Source organism: Thalassovita mangrovi, assembly GCF_009857745.1.
Classification (GTDB): Bacteria; Pseudomonadota; Alphaproteobacteria; order Rhodobacterales; family Rhodobacteraceae; genus Thalassobius; species Thalassobius mangrovi.
This window is the reverse complement of record NZ_WWEN01000002.1, coordinates 572,234-589,111: the sequence shown is the minus strand read 5'-3', so window position 1 is coordinate 589,111 and position 16,878 is coordinate 572,234. Positions and strand designations below refer to the sequence as shown.

The following is a 16,878-nucleotide window of genomic DNA, read 5'->3' as shown; positions in this document are numbered from 1 at the left end:
AACCGGGCCCCTTGACGGGGCTCTGGGCGCGGAACCGATTGGTCGATCCGGGGCCCTGGTGGTCAATGCCGGTGATACAGGTAGGAAGCCGAAGGGCGCTCTGCAAGCCCGCTGCGGCAGTCTGGCCGAAACCGGGGTGGTGCCGCGGCTATTCTTTCCCGGTGTCGTCTTCGCCGGTATCCTGCTCGTCCGGGTTGTCCGGGTCGTCGTCGGTTGGTGTTTCGTTTAGATCGGCCGGTCGCGGATCGAACTCCGCGATATCGCCGGGCCGGGGGCGGCGGAACACCAGGAAGGTGCGGAAACCGGTGCTGGAATGGGTCAGGCCCTGGCGTTCCTCGCTGGGCAGGGTTTCGGCGCGCTGGAATTCCCAGCCGTCGCGGGCCATGTCGTTCAGCAGGGTCTCAAACCCATGCGCCAGCCGCGCGCCGGGGCCTTTCACGCCGCGCGCCCTGGCGCCCTTGGCAGGGGCGGGCAGAACCTTGTACTCATAGATCGTCATCGTGAAATCCGTCCTTGAAATCCCGTGCAGCCTAGCAGCGCGAGGCCCCCGCTTCAAACGCCTCTCGCCGCTCAGCCGTCCTTGCGCCGGATACCGATCGGCTGACCGACGAAATCGGGCTTCGGCAGCCCGGCATGGGCCTGTTTCAGCGCCATCACCTTTTCGGCCACGTCCGGCGGATAGGGGGCGACGCGCGGCCCCGACATGTCGATATGCAGCCCCAGCCCCTCGCCGGTGGCCGACAGCCAGCCGTCTTCGTGATAGAGCCACTGGCAGAAATGGAACCGCTTCTCGTCGGCATCGAGCAGCTGGAACGCGACCCGCACCTTGTCGCCCTGATGCACTTCGCGCAGATAGCGGACATGAAATTCCGCCGTATAGGTGGTCATCTTGCGTTTGGCGGCGTAATCGGGGCCGAAGCCCATCAGTTCGAAAGCCTGATCGGCGCCGTGATCGAACAGTACGTTGTAATAGGCCATGTTCAGGTGGCCGTTATAATCGATCCATTCGGGCAGGACTTCCATGTCGGAGGACATGAAGGGCGTGGCGGTCGTCATCTCTCGGCAATCCTTCAATCGTGCATTTCCGCCGCCGACCCTAGACGCTTTGCCGCTTGCGGCGCAAAGGGAAATCCCGTTGTCAGATTGTGCGCCCGTTCCGGGCGCGCCTTATATCTCAAGAAAATCCCTTCGGGCATTTTCTTTCGGGTTCGCCTCCGGCGGGAGTATTTGCGCCAAGAAGAAATGGCGTTCTTCGGTCTTCTTCTTGGTCCAAATACTCCGGGGGAGTCGCCCGGCACGGGCGCCGGGGGCAGCGCCCCCGCACCGCTTTGCCCCTGGGGCAAAGCTCAACCAGCGCGCCCTGAAAGGGCGCACCGCTTGATTACAGGCCGAGCTTCTGCGCCACCAAGTCGTTCACCGCCTTCGGGTTGGCCTTGCCGCCGGTGGATTTCATCACCTGGCCGACGAACCAGCCCGCCAGTTTCGGGTTCTGCTTGGCCTTTTCGACCTGGGCGGGGTTGGCGGCGATCACCTCGTCCACCGCCGCTTCGATGGCGCCGGTGTCGGTGACCTGTTTCATGCCGCGCTCTTCCACGATCTTCTCGGGATCGCCGCCCTCGGTATAGACGATCTCGAACAGGTCCTTGGCGATCTTGCCGGAAATCGCGTCCGAGCCGATCAGACCGATGATCTTGCCCAGCTGTTCGGGGCTGACCGGGCTGTCTGCGATCTCGGTATCGTCCTTTTTCAGACGGCCGAACAGTTCGTTGATCACCCAGTTCGCGGCCATCTTGCCATCGCGGCCTTCGGCGACTTGCTCGAAGTAATCGGCCGCTTCCACTTCCGCGGTCAGAACCGAGGCGTCGTATTCGGACAGGCCGAAATCGCCCACGAAACGCGCCTTCTTCTGATCCGGCAGTTCCGGCAGCGACTTGGCGATATCGTCGACCCAACCCTGTTCGATTTCCAGCGGCAGCAGGTCGGGGCAGGGGAAGTAGCGGTAATCGTGCGCCTCTTCCTTCGAGCGCATCGAACGGGTTTCGTTCTTGTCCGGGTCATAGAGCCGGGTTTCCTGTTCGACCTCGCCGCCGGCCTCGACAATGGCGATCTGGCGGCGCGCTTCGACCTCGATCGCGGCCTGGATGAAGCGCATCGAGTTCATGTTCTTGATTTCGCAGCGGGTGCCCAGATGCGAGAAATCCTGGGTTTCCTGGTATTTCTCGTAAGCGCCGGGGCGGCAGATCGACACGTTCACGTCGGCGCGCAGGTTGCCGTTTTGCATGTTGCCGTCGCAGGTGCCCAGGTAGCGCAGGATCTGGCGCATCTTGGTGACATAGGCCGCCGCTTCCTCGGGGCCGCGGATGTCGGGGCGGCTGACGATTTCCATCAGCGCCACGCCGGTCCGGTTGAGATCGACAAAGGACATGTTCGGGTCCATGTCGTGGATCGACTTGCCGGCATCCTGTTCCAGGTGGATGCGTTCGATGCGTACCTTGCGCGCTACTCCCGGCCCCATGTCGACGAGGATTTCACCTTCGCCCACGATCGGGTGGTAGAGCTGGCTGATCTGATAGCCCTGCGGCAGGTCGGGGTAGAAATAGTTTTTCCGGTCGAAGGCGGACCACAGGTGAATTTCGGCCTTCAGGCCCAGCCCGGTGCGCACCGCCTGTTCGACACAGAATTCGTTGATCACCGGCAACATGCCGGGCATCGCGGCGTCGACGAAGGACACGTTGGAATTGGGCTCGGCGCCGAATTTGGTCGAGGCGCCGGAGAACAGTTTCGCCTTGGAGCTGACCTGGGCATGGACCTCCATGCCGATCACAAGTTCCCAGTCATGCTTCGCCCCGGCGATCACCTTGGGCTTGGGGGTCTCATAGGTCAGGTCCAACATCGCGTCCGTCCTTTAGTCACGGGGTTCAAACCGCCTTCTAGGACAGGGGCGCGGAGGGGGCAAGAGGGCAGGCGGGTTTCGCGCCCGTCTGAGGCGATTAGCGCGGCGAAATCACCATCGGGCCGCTTTCGTCGAACACGATGCGGGCGCCCTGGCGGATATCGGCGGCGAAATGGCTGGCAATGCGGTGCAGGGCGCGCTTTTCGCCGTCGCGGGCGATGCTGTCCAGGGCGGCAGGGCCGGAGGCGCGGGTGGGGTCCTCGTTGGCCATGGCCCAGATCATCGGATGCACTTCGCGCAGGTGGTCGCGCAGGATCCAGTCGAAGGCGCGGGCGATGGCGGCGGCGGCCTCGGCGTGTGCGGGTGTCTGGAACCGCTCCTGCTGCAGCGTCACCGCGCAGAAGGCGGCGAAGCTGTTGACGATATGCTGGTCGGGGCGGCGCTGCAGAATGTCGCGCATCGCGTCGGTGAAGAAATCGACATCCAGCATCTCGATCGCCCTGGGATCGACCGACAGCGCGTCGAGATAGGTCCAGGCATAGCCGCCCATGCCCCAGATGTCGCGGGTCAGGATGGCGCTGCGGCGGGCGCCGATTTCCAGCTGCTGATAGCTGCCGAACCAGCGCGGCAGCAGGTGATTGCCGAAGGCGCGCATATGGCGGGGATTGGCCGGATCGAGTTCGATCAGGTCCTCGTAATCATCGGCGATGCGCTGATCGGCGGCGGCCTGCACGGCCAGCAGCGCGCAGCGGGTGGCGGCCAGCGCCGGGCTGTCATGTTCGAACGGGTTGAAGTGGTCGAGTATTTCCGCCGCCCGCCGCATCCGGGTTTCGAATTCGCGCCGCTGCCTTGAGGGCAGGTCGGAAATCCAACCCTCGCCGCGCCAGGCCCAGGCGATGTCGATATAGGCGTTGATCACCACCAGGGCGACGCCGTAGTCGCCGGGGTGGTCTTCGAGAACGATTTCCAGATCGCGCAGCCCGTGGCGCGGGGCGTGCTGCGGCATCAGCGCGGGATCGGCGAAGGCGGCCAGCACCGGGGCGGTCACATCGCTGCGCGCGCCAAGCACCAGCAGGTCGGCCTTGGACATGCCGCCCGCGGTCACCGCGCGCGACCGGTCGTAATCGCGGATTTCCTGACCCAGTTCTTCCCACATGTCCTGGCGCGCCAGGAACTGGCCGCGCTGTTCCAGCGCGCTGCGGTCGGCCTGTTCCAGGCTGATGTCGCAGACCGGAATATCCAGCGCGTCGGTGGGCAGCGGCTGCGCCACCGATTGCCGAACCGCCCGTTTCCCGCCCTTCGGTGCCGGTTTCAATCGACCCGTCAGGGACCGCGCCCGATCGGAGATCTGCGCCAGTTTGCGGATGTGTTGGGGGATCTGGGTGTTCAGGGGCATCGCGTCTCGGTTTCGGGATCTGTTTCTTTGGTTCCCTTCAAGATGACGCTGATTTCAGGCCGAAAAGTGGCACGGACGCGGTGATTGGGGGATCAAATCTGTCCCCTTTGTCCTGATCATCCGGGCATTTAGGGACAAAACCGGCAGCCCCGCCGCGATTGTTTCGCAATCAGCCGGATTTCGTCGGAAGATTGACGCGCGTCAACGGCCAGCCGACACATCGACGATGGTGCGGGTGATATAAGAAGCCTTGTCCGACAGCAGCCACAGAATCGCCTCGGCGACTTCCTCGGGGCGGCCGGCGCGCTGCATCGGCACCATGTGGACCAGCCGTTCCAGCCGGTCGGGTTCGCCGCCCTTGGCGTGGATGTCGGTTTCGATCAGCCCGGGGCGCACCGCGTTCACCCGGATGCCTTCGGCGGCAACCTCATCGGCCAGACCTTGGGTGAAGGTGTCGATCGCGGCCTTGCTGGCGGCGTAATCGACATATTGGTTGGCCGATCCCAGCCGCGCGGCGGTAGAGGAGACGTTGACGATATTGCCGGGCTTGCCGGCCCGGCGCATGTGCAGCACCGCCTGTTTCGCCACCAGGAAGGCGCCGATCACGTTGACGCCGAACATCTGTGTCAGCCGTTCGGGCGACATTTCGGTGACCGCGGCCTTGGGCGCGACGATGCCTGCGTTGTTGATCAGGTCGAGCGCGGTATCGCCCGGGATGGCGGCGAACAGCGCCTCGACCTGGGCCGGATCGGACACGTCGCATTGCACGATCTGCGCGCTGCGGCCCGCGCTTCGGACATCCGCCGCGACCGCCTTGGCCCCGTCGCGATCGGAATTGTAGGTAAGGATCACGTCGGCGCCGTACCCGGCGGCAAGTCGGGCGCAGGCCGCGCCGATGCCGGCGCTGCCGCCGGTGATCAGGATGGTTCGGGAAAGGTTCATCTGTGTCGCCCTCATTGCCGGGCGGAAGTATCAGGCGGCCTTGTGCAGGGCGTCAACCCGGATCGCGCTGTCGGCGAACCAGAGCCGCAATCGCCGCGTCGGGGGCAGGGCGGTGAGCGGCAGGCGCAGCTTGCGGCCGCCGGTCAGTTCCAGATGGGGCGGGGTGAGCGACAACGGCCCGCTGCGGCCGCTGATCGCGACGATCCCCGACAGCGGGAAGGACCAGTGCTTGTCGCCGTAATAGATGTGGAAATGCGTGCTGGTCAGCCAGCATCCCGACTGGGTGCTGCTGACGATGCCGCGCCAGACCAGGGCGGTGAAGAAGGACACCAAGGACACCATCGCGACCCCTTCGGCAGCCGACAGGTGGCGGGCGGTGACGAACAGCAAGACCCAAAGCACTGCCAAGGCGAACATTTTCGCCCATTGCAGCGGGTCCAGCCCGTCGAAGTGATATTCCGCGATACGCAACATAATTTCCACCCTATTAACATAATACGCCAATATGCGGGCAGAGTTTACCCCGCCGCCGGGCTGCCCCGGCGGTCGGCGGTTTGTGGCCGTGGCGGCGGATCAGGCGTTGCGGATGCGGGTCACCATTTCCGTCGTGTCGCGGCTCAGGCCCTGCTGCGCCAGAATCCGGTCCAGCTGGGCCAGGATCATGGCTTGCCGGGCCCTGTCGTAGCGTTTCCAGGTCTCGAAGGCCGAACACATGCGCGCGGTGGTCTGCGGGTTGACCGGATCGAGCTTCAGCAACCAGTCGGTCAACAGCGCATATCCCGCGCCGCTGGCATGGTGGAACCCGGCCGGATGCCCAGCCAGCGCGCCCAGCGTGGCGCGGAACCGGTTGGGGTTCTTCATCGCGAAGTCGGGATGCCCGGTCAGCGCGCGGGCAGTGTCCACGGCGCGGTCGGGATCGGCCTGCATGATCTGCAGGCTGAACCATTTGTCGATCACCAGCCGGTCGTGTTTCCATTGCTGATAGAAGGCCTGCACCGCCGCATCGCCCTTGCCGGCGGCGATCAGGCAGCCAAGCGCGGCCAGCTGCTGGGTCATGTTGTCGGCGGCGTCATATTGCGCCTGCGCCTGCACGCCGCCATCCATCCGCGAAATCAGCGCCAGAGCGGCATTGGCCAGCGCGCGGGCGCCGGATTGGTCCGCATCGGGGCGATAGGCGTCATCGACCTGATATTGCGCGTAAATCCGCGGCAGCAGATCCTGCATATGCTGCGCCATCTCCTGTTTCAGTACCTCGACGGCCTGCCAGATCGCCTTCGGGTCCGGGGTCTCGCCTAGATCGACCAGCGTCTGCGCCAGGTCGTCCTGGCTGGGCAGGCCCATCGCCAGCGCCCGGAACGCCGGGTCGAGCGTGTCGTCGCGCACCACCGCCTGCAGCGCGTCCAGATAGCCGGTATCGGGCGCCGCGCCGTCGCGGATCATCGCGATCAGCCCCGAGCGCGCCAGCGCGCGGCCCGCTTCCCACTTGTTGAACGGGTCGGTGTCATGGGCCAGCAGGAAGGCGCGTTCGCTGTCGCTCACCTCGCGCTGCAGGATCACCGGGGCGGAGAAATCGCGCAGGATCGACGGCACCGGCTTGGCCGCCAGCCCTTCGAAGCGGAAGCTCTGTTCGGCTTCGGTCATTTCCAGGATGGTGGTCGGCACCACCTCGTCGCCATTGGGATTGAGCAGCCCGACCGCGATCGGGATCACCCGCGGGTCTTTCTGGTCCTGCCCCGGGGTGGGGGGCGTGTCCTGCTTGAAGGTCAGCGTATAGGTGCCGTCCTCATAGGCCTCGGACACCGACAGGCGCGGGGTACCGGCCTGTTCGTACCAGCGCTTGAACTGCGACAGGTCGCGGCCGGTGGTATCCTCGAACACCTTCAGCCAATCCTCGATCGTCGCGGCGTCGCCGTCGTGGCGGTCGAAATAGAGATCGAGCGCCTTGGCGTAATCCGCGTCGCCCACCAACGTCTTCAGCATCCCGATCAGCTCGGCGCCCTTTTCATAGACGGTGGCGGTGTAGAAGTTGTTGATCTCGACGAAGCTGGCGGGGCGCACCGGGTGGGCCAGCGGGCCGTTGTCTTCGCGGAACTGGCGGCCGCGCAGGGCGATCACATCCTCGATCCGCTTCACCGGGGCCGACCGCATGTCCGAGGTGAACTGTGAATCGCGGTAAACCGTCAGCCCTTCCTTCAGGCACAGCTGGAACCAGTCGCGGCAGGTGATCCGGTTGCCGGTCCAGTTGTGGAAATATTCATGCGCGATGATCGCCTCGATCCGTTCGAAATTGGCGTCCGTCGAGGTTTCCGGCGAGGCCAGGACGCAGGAGCTGTTGAAGACGTTCAGCCCCTTGTTTTCCATCGCGCCCATGTTGAAATCGTCCACCGCGACGATGTTGAAGATGTCGAGGTCGTATTCGCGCCCGTAAACGTCTTCATCCCATTTCATCGACTTCTTCAGCGCCTCCATCCCGAAGGCGCATTTGTCTTCGTCGCCGGGGCGGACATAGATGTTCAGCTCGACCTCCTTGCCCGACTTGGTGGTGAACCTGTCGGGGTGGTTGATCAGGTCGCCCGCCACCAGCGCGAACAGGTAGGCCGGTTTCGGCCAGGGATCGTGCCATTCGGCGAAACCTTCGCCCTCAGCCACCGGGTTGCCGTTGGACAACAGCACGGGCAGGTCGCTTTCGATCCGCACGGTGAAGGTCGCCATCACGTCGGGGCGGTCGGGGTAATAGGTGATCTTACGGAAGCCCTCGGCCTCGCACTGGGTGCAATACATACCTCCCGAGATATAAAGCCCTTCCAGCGCGGTGTTGCTGATGGGGCTGATTTCCACCTCGGCTTCCCAGGTGAACGGCGCGTCGGGCACGGCGCAGGTCAGCCCTTCGAGTGATTGTTCCGGCTCGACCTCCTGCCCGTCAATCTTGGCCCAGAACAGCCGCAGGTTTTCACCATGCAGGAAGAAGTCCTTGCTCTGGGCATCGGGGTTGGGGCGGAATGCGATGCGGCTGATCACACGGGTATGTTCGGGGCTCAGCCGGAAGGTCAGATGCACGCTGTCCACCAGATAGGCCGGCGGGGTGTAATCCTTCAGGAAAATGGTCTGAGGGGCGGCGTCTTTCATCCGGGGGCTCTCCTGTTCTTGGGTGTTGCCGCAGACGTTAGGCGCAGGGGACAGGGGCTGCAATAGCCGATGGCAGGGGTACGGCGGCGGGTCGTGATCCCGCCGCCGGCTGTGCTCGTTCAGCTGGCAATCAGCTGGTTGCGGGGCTCATCCGCTTGTTCGCGGCGACGATCTGCCAGGCCGCCGACAGGCCCACGAGGGCATAGACGATCCGGGCCAGAACGGACCCGTCGCCGAAGATCGCGGCGACCAGATCGAACCCGGCGAACCCGACGAGCCCCCAGTTCAGGCCGCCGACGATCAGCAGGATCAGGGTGAGAAGATTAAGCGCATTCATGATGATGTCTCCGTTTGATTGAATTCACAGGGGGCGCGCGCCGTCAGGGCAGCAGCACCTTGTCGATCACGTGGATCACCCCGTTCGAGGTTTCGATATCGGCGCTGACCACCTTGGCGTCGCCCACCATCACCGCGTCGCCCAGCTTGATCGTCAGGTCCTCGCCCTGAACGGTGTCCGCCATCATGCCGTCAGACAGATCGGTCGACATCACTTTGCCGGGCACCACGTGATAGGTCAGGATCGCGGTCAGCTTGTCCTTGTTCTCGGGCTTCAGCAGATCATCGACCGTGCCGGCGGGCAGCGCGGCAAAGGCGGCATCGGTGGGGGCGAAGACGGTGAAGGGGCCGTCGCCCTTCAGCGTGTCGACCAGCCCGGCGGCGCCAAGCGCGGCGGCGAGGGTTTCAAACTGGCCCGCTTTCACGGCGGTGTCGACGATATCCATCTTCGTGCCATGACCGTCGGCGCAGGCGGCCAGCGGGGCCAGGCCCAAGGTCAGGGCGACGGTTGCGGCTTTCAGGGTCTTTCCAAAGGGCATTGGGTCTCTCCTTGCTGAATTGCGTTGCCTTTCCGGCGAAACGTGGGGAAAATGAATGATGTGAAAAAAATGTTCACTAAATGCACATTTGCGTGAAGAGAACATTATTTTATTATCATGAAAAACGGGCGCGATCCCGTTGCGTGTCGGGAAAGGAAAGGTCTGCAATGCTGTCCGAAACCCTGGTCGAAGGTCTGGAAAATTACCGAATCGGTCCGAAGATCCGGGCCCTGCGATCGGAGCGCGGGCTGGGGCTGGCGCAGCTTGGCGATCATACCGGGCTGTCGGCCGGCATGCTGTCGAAGATCGAACGCGGCCAGGTCTTCCCGACCCTGCCGACGCTGCTGCGGATCGCCATGGTGTTCGGCGTCGGGCTGGACCATTTCTTCGCCGACGGGGCCGCGCGCCCGGTGGTCGAGGTGGTGCGGGCCAAGGACCGGCTGCGGCTGCCGGACCAGATGCGGGGCGATCCGGGCTATTACTTCGAAAGCCTCGATTTCCCGGTGCCCGCGCGCAAGCTGAACGCCTACCTGGCGCAATTCCCCACCAAGGCCGACCCGTCGCAGCCGCATCGGCATGACGGGGCCGAAATCGTCTATGTCATCTCGGGCAGGTTGGAGCTGAGCATTCATGGCGGGATCGAGCTGCTGGAGGAGGGGGATTCGGTCTATTTCGATCCGAGCTTCGAACACAGTTATCGCAATGCCGGCGATGATCCCTGCAGCGCGATGGTGGTGGTGACGCCGGACACCGCGGAATGATCATTGTTGCGGCATGTGCGCTGGCGCAGGGTGCAGTCTGGGCGATCTGCTATTTCATTCGCCGCGCGATCATATTATTTCATATGTCGTAAGGTTAGCAGAGGCTCAGGATGGCACGCCCCGTCGTCGGTATCATCGGCAATCAATATATCATCAACGATTCCTACCCCGTCCACGCTGGCGGGCAGATGAATACAGAGGCCGTTTCGGCCGTGTCCGATTGCCTGCCGGTCCTGATCCCCACCGACCCGCGTTTCCTGAGCGTCGAGGAATTGCTGGACACCTGCGACGGTTTCGTGCTGACCGGCGGCCGCCCCAACGTGCACCCCGAGGAATACGGCGAAGCCGCGACCGAGGCGCATGGCGATTTCGACCGCCACCGCGATGCGATCACCCTGCCTTTGGTGCGCGCCTGCGTCGAACGCGGCCAACCCTTCCTGGGCATCTGCCGCGGCTTCCAGGAGGTCAACGTGGCGATGGGCGGATCGCTTTACCCCGAAATCCGCGACCTGCCGGGGCGGATGAACCACCGGATGCCCCCCGACGGCACGCTGGAGGAAAAATTCGCCCTGCGCCACACGGTCGAATTCAGCGAAAACGGCCCGTTCCACCGGCTGATGGGCGCGCGCGAGGTGATGACCAACACGCTGCACGGCCAGGGGATCAAGCAGCCGGGCGCACGGATCGTCATCGACGGCTACGCCCCCGACGGCACGCCCGAGGCGATCTATGTCAAGGACGCGCCGGGCTTCACCCTGTCGGTGCAATGGCACCCGGAATACGACGCCGCCAATGATCCGGTGTCGCGGCCGCTGTTCGAAGCCTTCGGCCGCGCCGTGCATGATTGGGTCGCGGGCAAGGCGCGCGGCGCGCTGAAGCAAACGGCGTGACCTGATTGTGCGCCCGTTCCGGGCGCGCTTTATATCTCAAGAAAATGCCTGCGACATTTTCTTTCGGGATGCCTCCGGCGGGGATATTTGGGAAACAGGAGAAGGGGTGAAGGCTTCAAGTCTTCTTCTGTTCGAAAATATCCCGGGGTGAATTGGCTGAAAGCCAAGAGGGGCAGGGCCCCTTCTTCCGCCTCAGGCGGCCATCAGCACCCGCGCCTCATTGGCTTTCAGACACAGCCGGGCGGTATCGCCGAACCCGTTGGGATCGCTGCGCAGCTCCGGGAACAGGGTGAACAGTTCCTCGCGCGACGGCTGCGACAGCGCGCGCAGGCCCATGTGGCCGGGATGGAAGCTTTCCGAGGCGACGCCTTCGGCGAAGACGATTTCGTGGCGGTCGAACAGCAGGTGGTAATAGTCGACCCTCAGCTGTTCGATCTGCTGGATCGCGCTGCCGTCGATCATGTGTTTGGCCGGGATCAGCACCTCGGGATCGTTGAAATAGAGATTGGCCGAGGTCGATTTGTGCAGCATTCGGTGCTGCGGCGACACCAGCAGGGCGCGGTCGTTGCCAAGCGTGCCGGGGGCGAAGCGGATCGGGGCGAAATTGCCGGTGCCGGTAACGCCGCGCGATCCGATCCAGCGCAGCGGCTGCATGCCGTGATCGCGGGTCAGTACCAGGTCGCCGGGGCGCAGGTCCTCGACCGGGCGGGCGCCCCGGGCGGTCTGGATCATTGTGCCGCCGGTGAAGCAGATGATCACGTCCTCCATGTTGGAGAATTCCACCAGCGTCCCGTCCGACAGGGTGGCGGACCCGGCCAAGGCGGACGGGTCGGTGCTGGTATAGGTGACGTCGTCCCAATCGATCAGCCCGCCGAAATCGAGCGTGTCGCCGAGGGGTTCGTCGCTTTCGCCGCCGTCGAGGCTGATCGTGCCGCCGCCAAGCGCGGTCTCATCGATCAGAAAGAGGTCGTTGCCCGCGCCGCCCACGGCGCTGTCGCCCGATCCGGCGTGGATGACATCGTCGCCCGCGCCGCCGTCGATCAGGTCGGCCCCGGCGCCGCCGATGATCGTGTCGTTGCCGTCTTCGCCGTAAAGCAGATCGCCGCCGCCCGCGCCGTCGATCAGGTCGTCGCCCGCGCCGCCATAGAACACGTTGGTCCAGTCCGCGCCTTCGCCGTCATAGCCGGTCAGCGTGTCGTTCCAGTCCGACCCGATGATCCCGTCGAGCCCGCCCGCCAGCGTGTCGCCCGTCGCATGACCGCCCGAGGCGGTGCCGGCGCCGAGATCGATATCGACCGCCGCGTCGGAACCGGAATAGTCGAGGTAATCCATGCCCGCGCCGCCCGACAGGCTGTCGCCGCCCGCGCCGCCCTGCAGCGTGTCGTTGTCGTCGCCACCGTCCAGCGTGTCGCTGCCGGTGCCACCGTCGAGGCTGTCATCGCCGCCCTGGCCGAAGATCGCGTCATTGCCCGCCCCGCCCGACAGGGTGTCGCTGCCGTCTTCGATCACCGGGATGGTGTCGAAATGCATGTCGGTCATCCAGATCGCCTGGGTGCCGTCCTGGCCGTTGCCATAGATGATTTCGATACTGCCGACCGGGCCCGCGATTTCGATCAGGGCCGATCCGCCCAGGTCGCTTTCGCTTTCGCCGACCGTTTCGGCGGTGATCGTGTTGCCGCTGACCGTGTCGCCGCTGCCTGGGGTGATCGTCACCGCGACCGGATTGCCGTCGGCGTCATAGGCGTTGATGGTGACGACATCGGTGTGGTTGTTTGAACCCCAGTCGATGTCGTTCAGTCGGAAGGATACGTTCTGCACCTCGTCCGCCGCGTCGCTGCCGGGATTGGCAGCAAAGCTCAGCGTGGTGGTCGAGGTGGGGCCGTCGCCATTGCCGTAAAGCCGCAGGCCGGAATTGGCATCGAAATCCTCGCCCGCGCCGACATATTGGGTCGCGGTGTCGACTTCGTAGGTGGCGTTGTTGTTGCCGTCGTCGGTGAAGTCGACGGTGACCGAAATGTCGCCGGTGTCCTGGGTGAAGCCGCCGCTGAGGTTGGCGCCGTCATTGCCCTGGGCGGTCCAGTCCAGCACTTGCGCGGTCGGGGCCGGATCGGTTTGGTTGTCGCCATAGATCAGGTCGTCGCCGTCGCCGCCATCGATCGCGTCGGCGCCGGAGCCGCCCGAGACGGTGTCATTGCCCGCGCCGGACTGGACGGTGTCGTCGCCCGCCCCGGCGATCACGGAATCGGCGCCGCTGCCGACCCGGTCGCCGTCGGCGTCGTAATAGGCGCTGTCGATGGCATCCGCGCCGGTGCTGCCATCGACCACCCCGTCGGGATCGGCGGGGGTGCCGTTGGCGAAGTCCTGGCTGAAGCTGCCGGCGGGGTCTTCTGTCCCGAAATCCCGGGTTTCGTAATCGCGCAACGCCCGGCCATCGCCCGATCCGTCCAGCGCCATGACGGTGCCGTTGCCATCGCTGAAACCGGTTTGCGCGGTACCGCTGCCGCCATTGGTCCAGCTGACGTCTTCATAGATGAATTCGCTGGTGAAATTGCCGTCGCCGGTCGAGGTCAGCACCAGCTGGAAGGAATTGTCGCCGCGGCCGGAATAGGGCGCGACATCCAGCCATGTCATGGTGACCGTGCCCGCGTCGGGGTCGATATCCCAATAGATCTCACCGCCCTCGGCGATGTCGATATCGCTCCAGAACACGGCGATGGTGGGGATGTCGGTGCCGGCCAGATCGGGGGCATAGGCGGTCTGGGGCGCGCCGAAGCTGATCGTGCCGTTTGAATTCAGGAAGACCGAGTCGTAGCTGGTGCCGAAGTAATCGATGCCTTCGGGGCCGAAGACCGAGGTGACGTCGATTTCGACCGAGCCGTCATCGTTGCCGCCCACCGCTTTCACGGCGGAGGAAAAGGTGTTTTCACCGTAACCGGCTGGGCCGCCCAGCCCTGAATTCATCGTTGCCATCGTACTCAATTCCAGATCGCGGGCCGGGGGGCTGTTTCCGCTTTGCCGAGGCAAAAGGGGGCAGCCGACCGACCGTTTCCGAAATGACTACAATCGCGGTGAGACCGAATTGGGCGGGAATTGAGGTAAGTCTGGGACGGATCGGCGCGATCTGGGCGCGGATGTGGCGCGCTGCCCGGATGTCGTCACAATCGTCTAGCTTGGGCCTCCGGCCCGGGGCAATGCCGGGCCGGACGGATGTTTCATTATGTCAGACCTTGCCGCCGGCGATCTGGATTTCCTGGCCGTTGACAGAACCGGAATTGGGATCGCAGAGCCACAGCGCGGCGGCGGCGACCTCTTCGGCGGCGATCAGGCGCTTGTGGCGGTTGGCGTTGACCATCACCTCGCGCGCCTGGTCTTCGTTCATGCCTGAGCGTTGGGAAATCGATTCCACGTTGCGGCTGATGATGTCGGTGTCGACGTAACCGGGGCAGAGCGAATTGAACGTGTAGGGCTGGCCCATGAAATCCTCGGAGATCGAGCGGATCATGCCGATCACCCCGTGTTTCGACGCCGAATAGGCGCCGCCGCCGGGCAGGCCGCGAACGCCCGCGATGGACGACACGGCGATCACCCGGCCCCAGTCGGTGGTCAGCATCGAGCGCATCGATTCGCGGATGGTGAAGAAGGCGCCGTCGAGGTTGGTGGCCATGATCTGGCGCCAGAATTCGGTATCGGTCTTGTGCAGCTTCTTGCCCACCGCGATGCCGGCATTGGCGACGCAGATCTGGATCGGGCCGCGCGCGGCGACCGCATCGTCGATCACCTGCACCACCTGGGCCTCATCGGTCACGTCCATCGCGGCGGGGTACATGTTGGCCTCGGCCACCTCTTCCAGCACGTTTTGCCGCCGTCCGGTGATGGTCACCTGCGCCCCGGCGCCGGCCAGCGCCCGGGCGATGGCCAGGCCGATTCCGGTGCCGCCGCCGGTGACCAATGCGTGTTTACCTGTCAATTCCATGTTATGCTCCTCCCGTAGCTTCCAGGGCAGGGTAGCCGCCCGCGACCGTGCCGCAAGACGAGCGTTACGTCACGGTAGGCTCTGGCCTTTACAATCAAATTCATATCTGTGAATTTCGCGGCCTGATTTGGTACCAGGAGGAGTTTTCATGAAACCGCTTATTCTTGCCGGGGCCCTGGCCCTTGCGGCACAGGCCGCTGCCGCCAGCGAAGACATCGCCGATCAATACCCGCAATCCGAGCTGTATTCGAAGCCGGTCGAGGTGATCCCGCACGTGTTTTCCGCCATTGGCGCCACCGCGCCGCCGACTTATGAAAATTCGGGCCATAACAACAACCTGTCCTTCATCGTCACCGACGAGGGCGTGGTGGTGGTGAACGGCGGCGCCTCCGCGCGCCTGGCCAAGGCGCTGCATGACGAGATCAAGAAGGTGACCGATCAGCCGGTGAAGCTGGTGATCAATGAAAACGGCCAGGGTCACGCGATGCTGGGCAATTCCTACTGGGTCGACCAGGGGGTCGACATCCTGGCCCATGTGGACGCGATCGAAGCCTTCACCTCGGACGCCGATTTCATCCTGCAGGGGATGGAAGGCTATAACCGCGACAAGGCCGAGGGCACCCGGATCGTCACCCCGAACCTGAGCTTCGAGGACGAATACGACCTGACCCTGGGCGGGGTCGAGATCAAGGTGCTGCATCTGGGTCCGGCGCATGATCCGGGCGATACCCAGGTCTGGCTGCCGCAATGGGGCTTCATGATCGCGGGCGATATCGCGTTCCACGAACGGATGCCTCCGATCTTCGAGGGCACCTGCACCAGCTGCTGGATCGAAACCTGGGAAACCAAGCTGGAGCCGCTGAACCCGACCTATGTGATCCCGGGCCATGGCCATCCGACCAACCTGGCGCAGGTGCGCCGGTATACCCACGATTATCTTGTCGACCTGCGGACCAAGATCGGCGAACATATCGAAAATGGCGGCGACCTGGCCGGGGCCTATTACGTGGACCAGGAACGCTGGCGCAATCTCGATACGTTCGAGGAACTGGCGACCAAGAACGCGGGCCGGGTCTTCGAGGAAATGGAGTGGGAATGATCCGTCTGTCGGCCATTGGTATTGCCACGCTGATCGGGCTTTCGGGCCCGGTTCTGGCGCAGGACGACGCCGTGGCCGAGGCGATCATCGACTACATGGATTTCGCCACCTACGAATCCGGCGTCATCCTGCCGCAGCAGATCGACCAGGCGGTGTTCGAGTCCGCGCGTTTCGTCGATACCCGCGATGCGCAGCAGTTTGAGGCCGGCCATATCCCCGGCGCGGTGAATATAGAATGGCGCGAAATTCCGGGGCGGATCGATGAATTGCCCGAAGACGGCATGGTGATCCTGTACTGCAATACCGGCAGCCTGTCGGCGCAGGCGACCTTCGCCGCGCGGCTGATGGGGCACGAAAACGTGCTGGTGCTGCAGGACGGGTTCACCGGCTGGCAGCAGGAGGCCGCCTGGAAACCGGAATGACGGTTCGGGCGCCAAGGTAAAGGGTGCGATAAGCGCATGATGAAATGGATCGATATCCCGCCGGTCTGGCTGCTGGGCGCGGTGGTGCTGGCCTGGCTGCAGGCGACCTATTATCCGATGGGGCTGAGCTTCGGCGGCGCGGTCGCCGATTTCCTCGGCGGTATCCTGGTCGGCGGCGGCGTGATCCTGATGGCGCTGGCCTTCACCGAGATGCGCAAGCACCGCACCACCGTCATTCCGCACCGCGACGCCAGCACGATGGTGCAAAGCGGCATCTTCAGCCGGTCGCGCAACCCGATCTATCTGGGCGACCTTCTGGTCCTGGCCGGGTTGATTCTGCGGTTTGACGCGGTGTTAGCGCTGCCGCTGATCCCTTTGTTTCTTTGGGTGATCGAAAAACGCTTCGTGATTCCCGAGGAAAATCGTTTAAGGTTAAAATATCGTGCCGATTTTGCCAGATACTGCGAAAAGACTCGCCGTTGGATTTGACAGCGGCGGTCG

Annotated in this window: 16 protein-coding genes; 5 read left to right on the top strand and 11 right to left on the bottom strand. The window is 64.1% G+C overall.

Annotated features, from left to right (window positions below; all coding sequences use genetic code 11):
• Window positions 1–148 precede the first annotated feature (148 nt).
• The 9 genes from GR167_RS20370 to GR167_RS04545 all read right to left on the bottom strand — a co-directional run bounded on the left by GR167_RS20370 (window position 149) and on the right by GR167_RS04545 (window position 9,232).
• Window positions 149–499 (bottom strand): DUF4177 domain-containing protein, encoded by a 351-nt coding sequence (locus GR167_RS20370; RefSeq protein ID WP_160972255.1) that lies wholly within the window; start codon window positions 497–499, stop codon window positions 149–151.
• Between the two features lie 71 nt (window positions 500–570).
• On the bottom strand, window positions 571–1,056 hold the full coding sequence (locus GR167_RS04580; protein WP_160972254.1) for a thioesterase family protein: 486 nt from the start codon (window positions 1,054–1,056) through the stop codon (window positions 571–573).
• 325 nt (window positions 1,057–1,381) lie between these two features.
• Window positions 1,382–2,893, bottom strand: coding sequence for an Asp-tRNA(Asn)/Glu-tRNA(Gln) amidotransferase subunit GatB (gatB, locus tag GR167_RS04575; protein WP_160972253.1), 1,512 nt, complete (start codon window positions 2,891–2,893; stop codon window positions 1,382–1,384).
• A 97-nt stretch (window positions 2,894–2,990) separates the two neighbouring features.
• On the bottom strand, window positions 2,991–4,208 hold the full coding sequence (locus GR167_RS04570; protein ID WP_160972252.1) for a hypothetical protein: 1,218 nt from the start codon (window positions 4,206–4,208) through the stop codon (window positions 2,991–2,993).
• 282 nt (window positions 4,209–4,490) lie between these two features.
• Window positions 4,491–5,231 carry an SDR family oxidoreductase gene (locus GR167_RS04565; protein WP_160972251.1) on the bottom strand — a complete coding sequence of 247 codons (741 nt, stop codon included), beginning with the start codon at window positions 5,229–5,231 and terminating at the stop codon, window positions 4,491–4,493.
• Window positions 5,232–5,261: 30 nt separating this feature from the next.
• Window positions 5,262–5,705, bottom strand: a complete 444-nt coding sequence (locus tag GR167_RS04560; RefSeq protein ID WP_160972250.1) for a hypothetical protein — start codon at window positions 5,703–5,705, stop codon at window positions 5,262–5,264.
• Window positions 5,706–5,804: 99 nt separating this feature from the next.
• On the bottom strand, window positions 5,805–8,357 hold the full coding sequence (gene pepN / locus GR167_RS04555) for an aminopeptidase N (RefSeq protein ID WP_160972249.1): 2,553 nt from the start codon (window positions 8,355–8,357) through the stop codon (window positions 5,805–5,807).
• A gap of 130 nt (window positions 8,358–8,487) precedes the next feature.
• Window positions 8,488–8,694 carry a DUF378 domain-containing protein gene (locus GR167_RS04550; RefSeq protein WP_160972248.1) on the bottom strand — a complete coding sequence of 69 codons (207 nt, stop codon included), beginning with the start codon at window positions 8,692–8,694 and terminating at the stop codon, window positions 8,488–8,490.
• A 43-nt stretch (window positions 8,695–8,737) separates the two neighbouring features.
• Window positions 8,738–9,232 (bottom strand): fasciclin domain-containing protein, encoded by a 495-nt coding sequence (locus GR167_RS04545; RefSeq protein ID WP_160972247.1) that lies wholly within the window; start codon window positions 9,230–9,232, stop codon window positions 8,738–8,740.
• 167 nt (window positions 9,233–9,399) lie between these two features.
• On the opposite strand from GR167_RS04545, the gene GR167_RS04540 reads away from it, so the two are divergent.
• Both GR167_RS04540 and GR167_RS04535 read left to right on the top strand, forming a co-directional pair.
• Entirely contained in the window at window positions 9,400–9,993 is a 594-nt protein-coding gene (locus GR167_RS04540; protein WP_160972246.1) for a helix-turn-helix domain-containing protein, read from the top strand.
• Between the two features lie 110 nt (window positions 9,994–10,103).
• Window positions 10,104–10,883: a gamma-glutamyl-gamma-aminobutyrate hydrolase family protein gene (locus GR167_RS04535; protein WP_160972245.1), complete on the top strand. Its 780-nt coding sequence runs from the start codon at window positions 10,104–10,106 to the stop codon at window positions 10,881–10,883.
• Between the two features lie 192 nt (window positions 10,884–11,075).
• On the opposite strand, the gene GR167_RS04530 is transcribed toward GR167_RS04535, so the two are convergent.
• Both GR167_RS04530 and GR167_RS04525 read right to left on the bottom strand, forming a co-directional pair.
• A complete protein-coding gene (locus GR167_RS04530; protein WP_160972244.1) occupies window positions 11,076–13,853 on the bottom strand; it encodes a Hint domain-containing protein in 2,778 nt (925 codons plus the stop codon).
• Between the two features lie 250 nt (window positions 13,854–14,103).
• Window positions 14,104–14,856, bottom strand: a complete 753-nt coding sequence (locus GR167_RS04525) for an SDR family NAD(P)-dependent oxidoreductase (RefSeq protein ID WP_160972243.1) — start codon at window positions 14,854–14,856, stop codon at window positions 14,104–14,106.
• A 148-nt stretch (window positions 14,857–15,004) separates the two neighbouring features.
• Between GR167_RS04525 and GR167_RS04520 the strand changes: the two genes are divergently transcribed.
• The 3 genes from GR167_RS04520 to GR167_RS04510 are packed head-to-tail and all read left to right on the top strand — an operon-like array spanning window position 15,005 to window position 16,866.
• On the top strand, window positions 15,005–15,955 hold the full coding sequence (locus GR167_RS04520) for an MBL fold metallo-hydrolase (protein ID WP_160972242.1): 951 nt from the start codon (window positions 15,005–15,007) through the stop codon (window positions 15,953–15,955).
• Window positions 15,952–16,377 (top strand): rhodanese-like domain-containing protein, encoded by a 426-nt coding sequence (locus tag GR167_RS04515; RefSeq protein ID WP_160972241.1) that lies wholly within the window; start codon window positions 15,952–15,954, stop codon window positions 16,375–16,377. The genes GR167_RS04520 and GR167_RS04515 overlap by 4 nt, the downstream gene beginning before the upstream one ends.
• A 39-nt stretch (window positions 16,378–16,416) precedes the next feature.
• Complete coding sequence (locus GR167_RS04510; RefSeq protein ID WP_160972644.1) at window positions 16,417–16,866, top strand: methyltransferase family protein; 450 nt, start codon at window positions 16,417–16,419, stop codon at window positions 16,864–16,866.
• Window positions 16,867–16,878 lie beyond the last annotated feature (12 nt).

Coding starts and splice junctions, on each gene's coding strand:
- GR167_RS20370 (WP_160972255.1), bottom strand. CDS start 499: ATGACGATCTATGAGTACAAGGTTCTGCCCGCCCCTGCCAAGGGCGCC.
- GR167_RS04580 (WP_160972254.1), bottom strand. CDS start 1,056: ATGACGACCGCCACGCCCTTCATGTCCTCCGACATGGAAGTCCTGCCC.
- gatB (WP_160972253.1), bottom strand. CDS start 2,893: ATGTTGGACCTGACCTATGAGACCCCCAAGCCCAAGGTGATCGCCGGG.
- GR167_RS04565 (WP_160972251.1), bottom strand. CDS start 5,231: ATGAACCTTTCCCGAACCATCCTGATCACCGGCGGCAGCGCCGGCATC.
- GR167_RS04560 (WP_160972250.1), bottom strand. CDS start 5,705: ATGTTGCGTATCGCGGAATATCACTTCGACGGGCTGGACCCGCTGCAA.
- pepN (WP_160972249.1), bottom strand. CDS start 8,357: ATGAAAGACGCCGCCCCTCAGACCATTTTCCTGAAGGATTACACCCCG.
- GR167_RS04550 (WP_160972248.1), bottom strand. CDS start 8,694: ATGAATGCGCTTAATCTTCTCACCCTGATCCTGCTGATCGTCGGCGGC.
- GR167_RS04545 (WP_160972247.1), bottom strand. CDS start 9,232: ATGCCCTTTGGAAAGACCCTGAAAGCCGCAACCGTCGCCCTGACCTTG.
- GR167_RS04540 (WP_160972246.1), top strand. CDS start 9,400: ATGCTGTCCGAAACCCTGGTCGAAGGTCTGGAAAATTACCGAATCGGT.
- GR167_RS04535 (WP_160972245.1), top strand. CDS start 10,104: ATGGCACGCCCCGTCGTCGGTATCATCGGCAATCAATATATCATCAAC.
- GR167_RS04530 (WP_160972244.1), bottom strand. CDS start 13,853: ATGGCAACGATGAATTCAGGGCTGGGCGGCCCAGCCGGTTACGGTGAA.
- GR167_RS04525 (WP_160972243.1), bottom strand. CDS start 14,856: ATGGAATTGACAGGTAAACACGCATTGGTCACCGGCGGCGGCACCGGA.
- GR167_RS04520 (WP_160972242.1), top strand. CDS start 15,005: ATGAAACCGCTTATTCTTGCCGGGGCCCTGGCCCTTGCGGCACAGGCC.
- GR167_RS04515 (WP_160972241.1), top strand. CDS start 15,952: ATGATCCGTCTGTCGGCCATTGGTATTGCCACGCTGATCGGGCTTTCG.
- GR167_RS04510 (WP_160972644.1), top strand. CDS start 16,417: ATGAAATGGATCGATATCCCGCCGGTCTGGCTGCTGGGCGCGGTGGTG.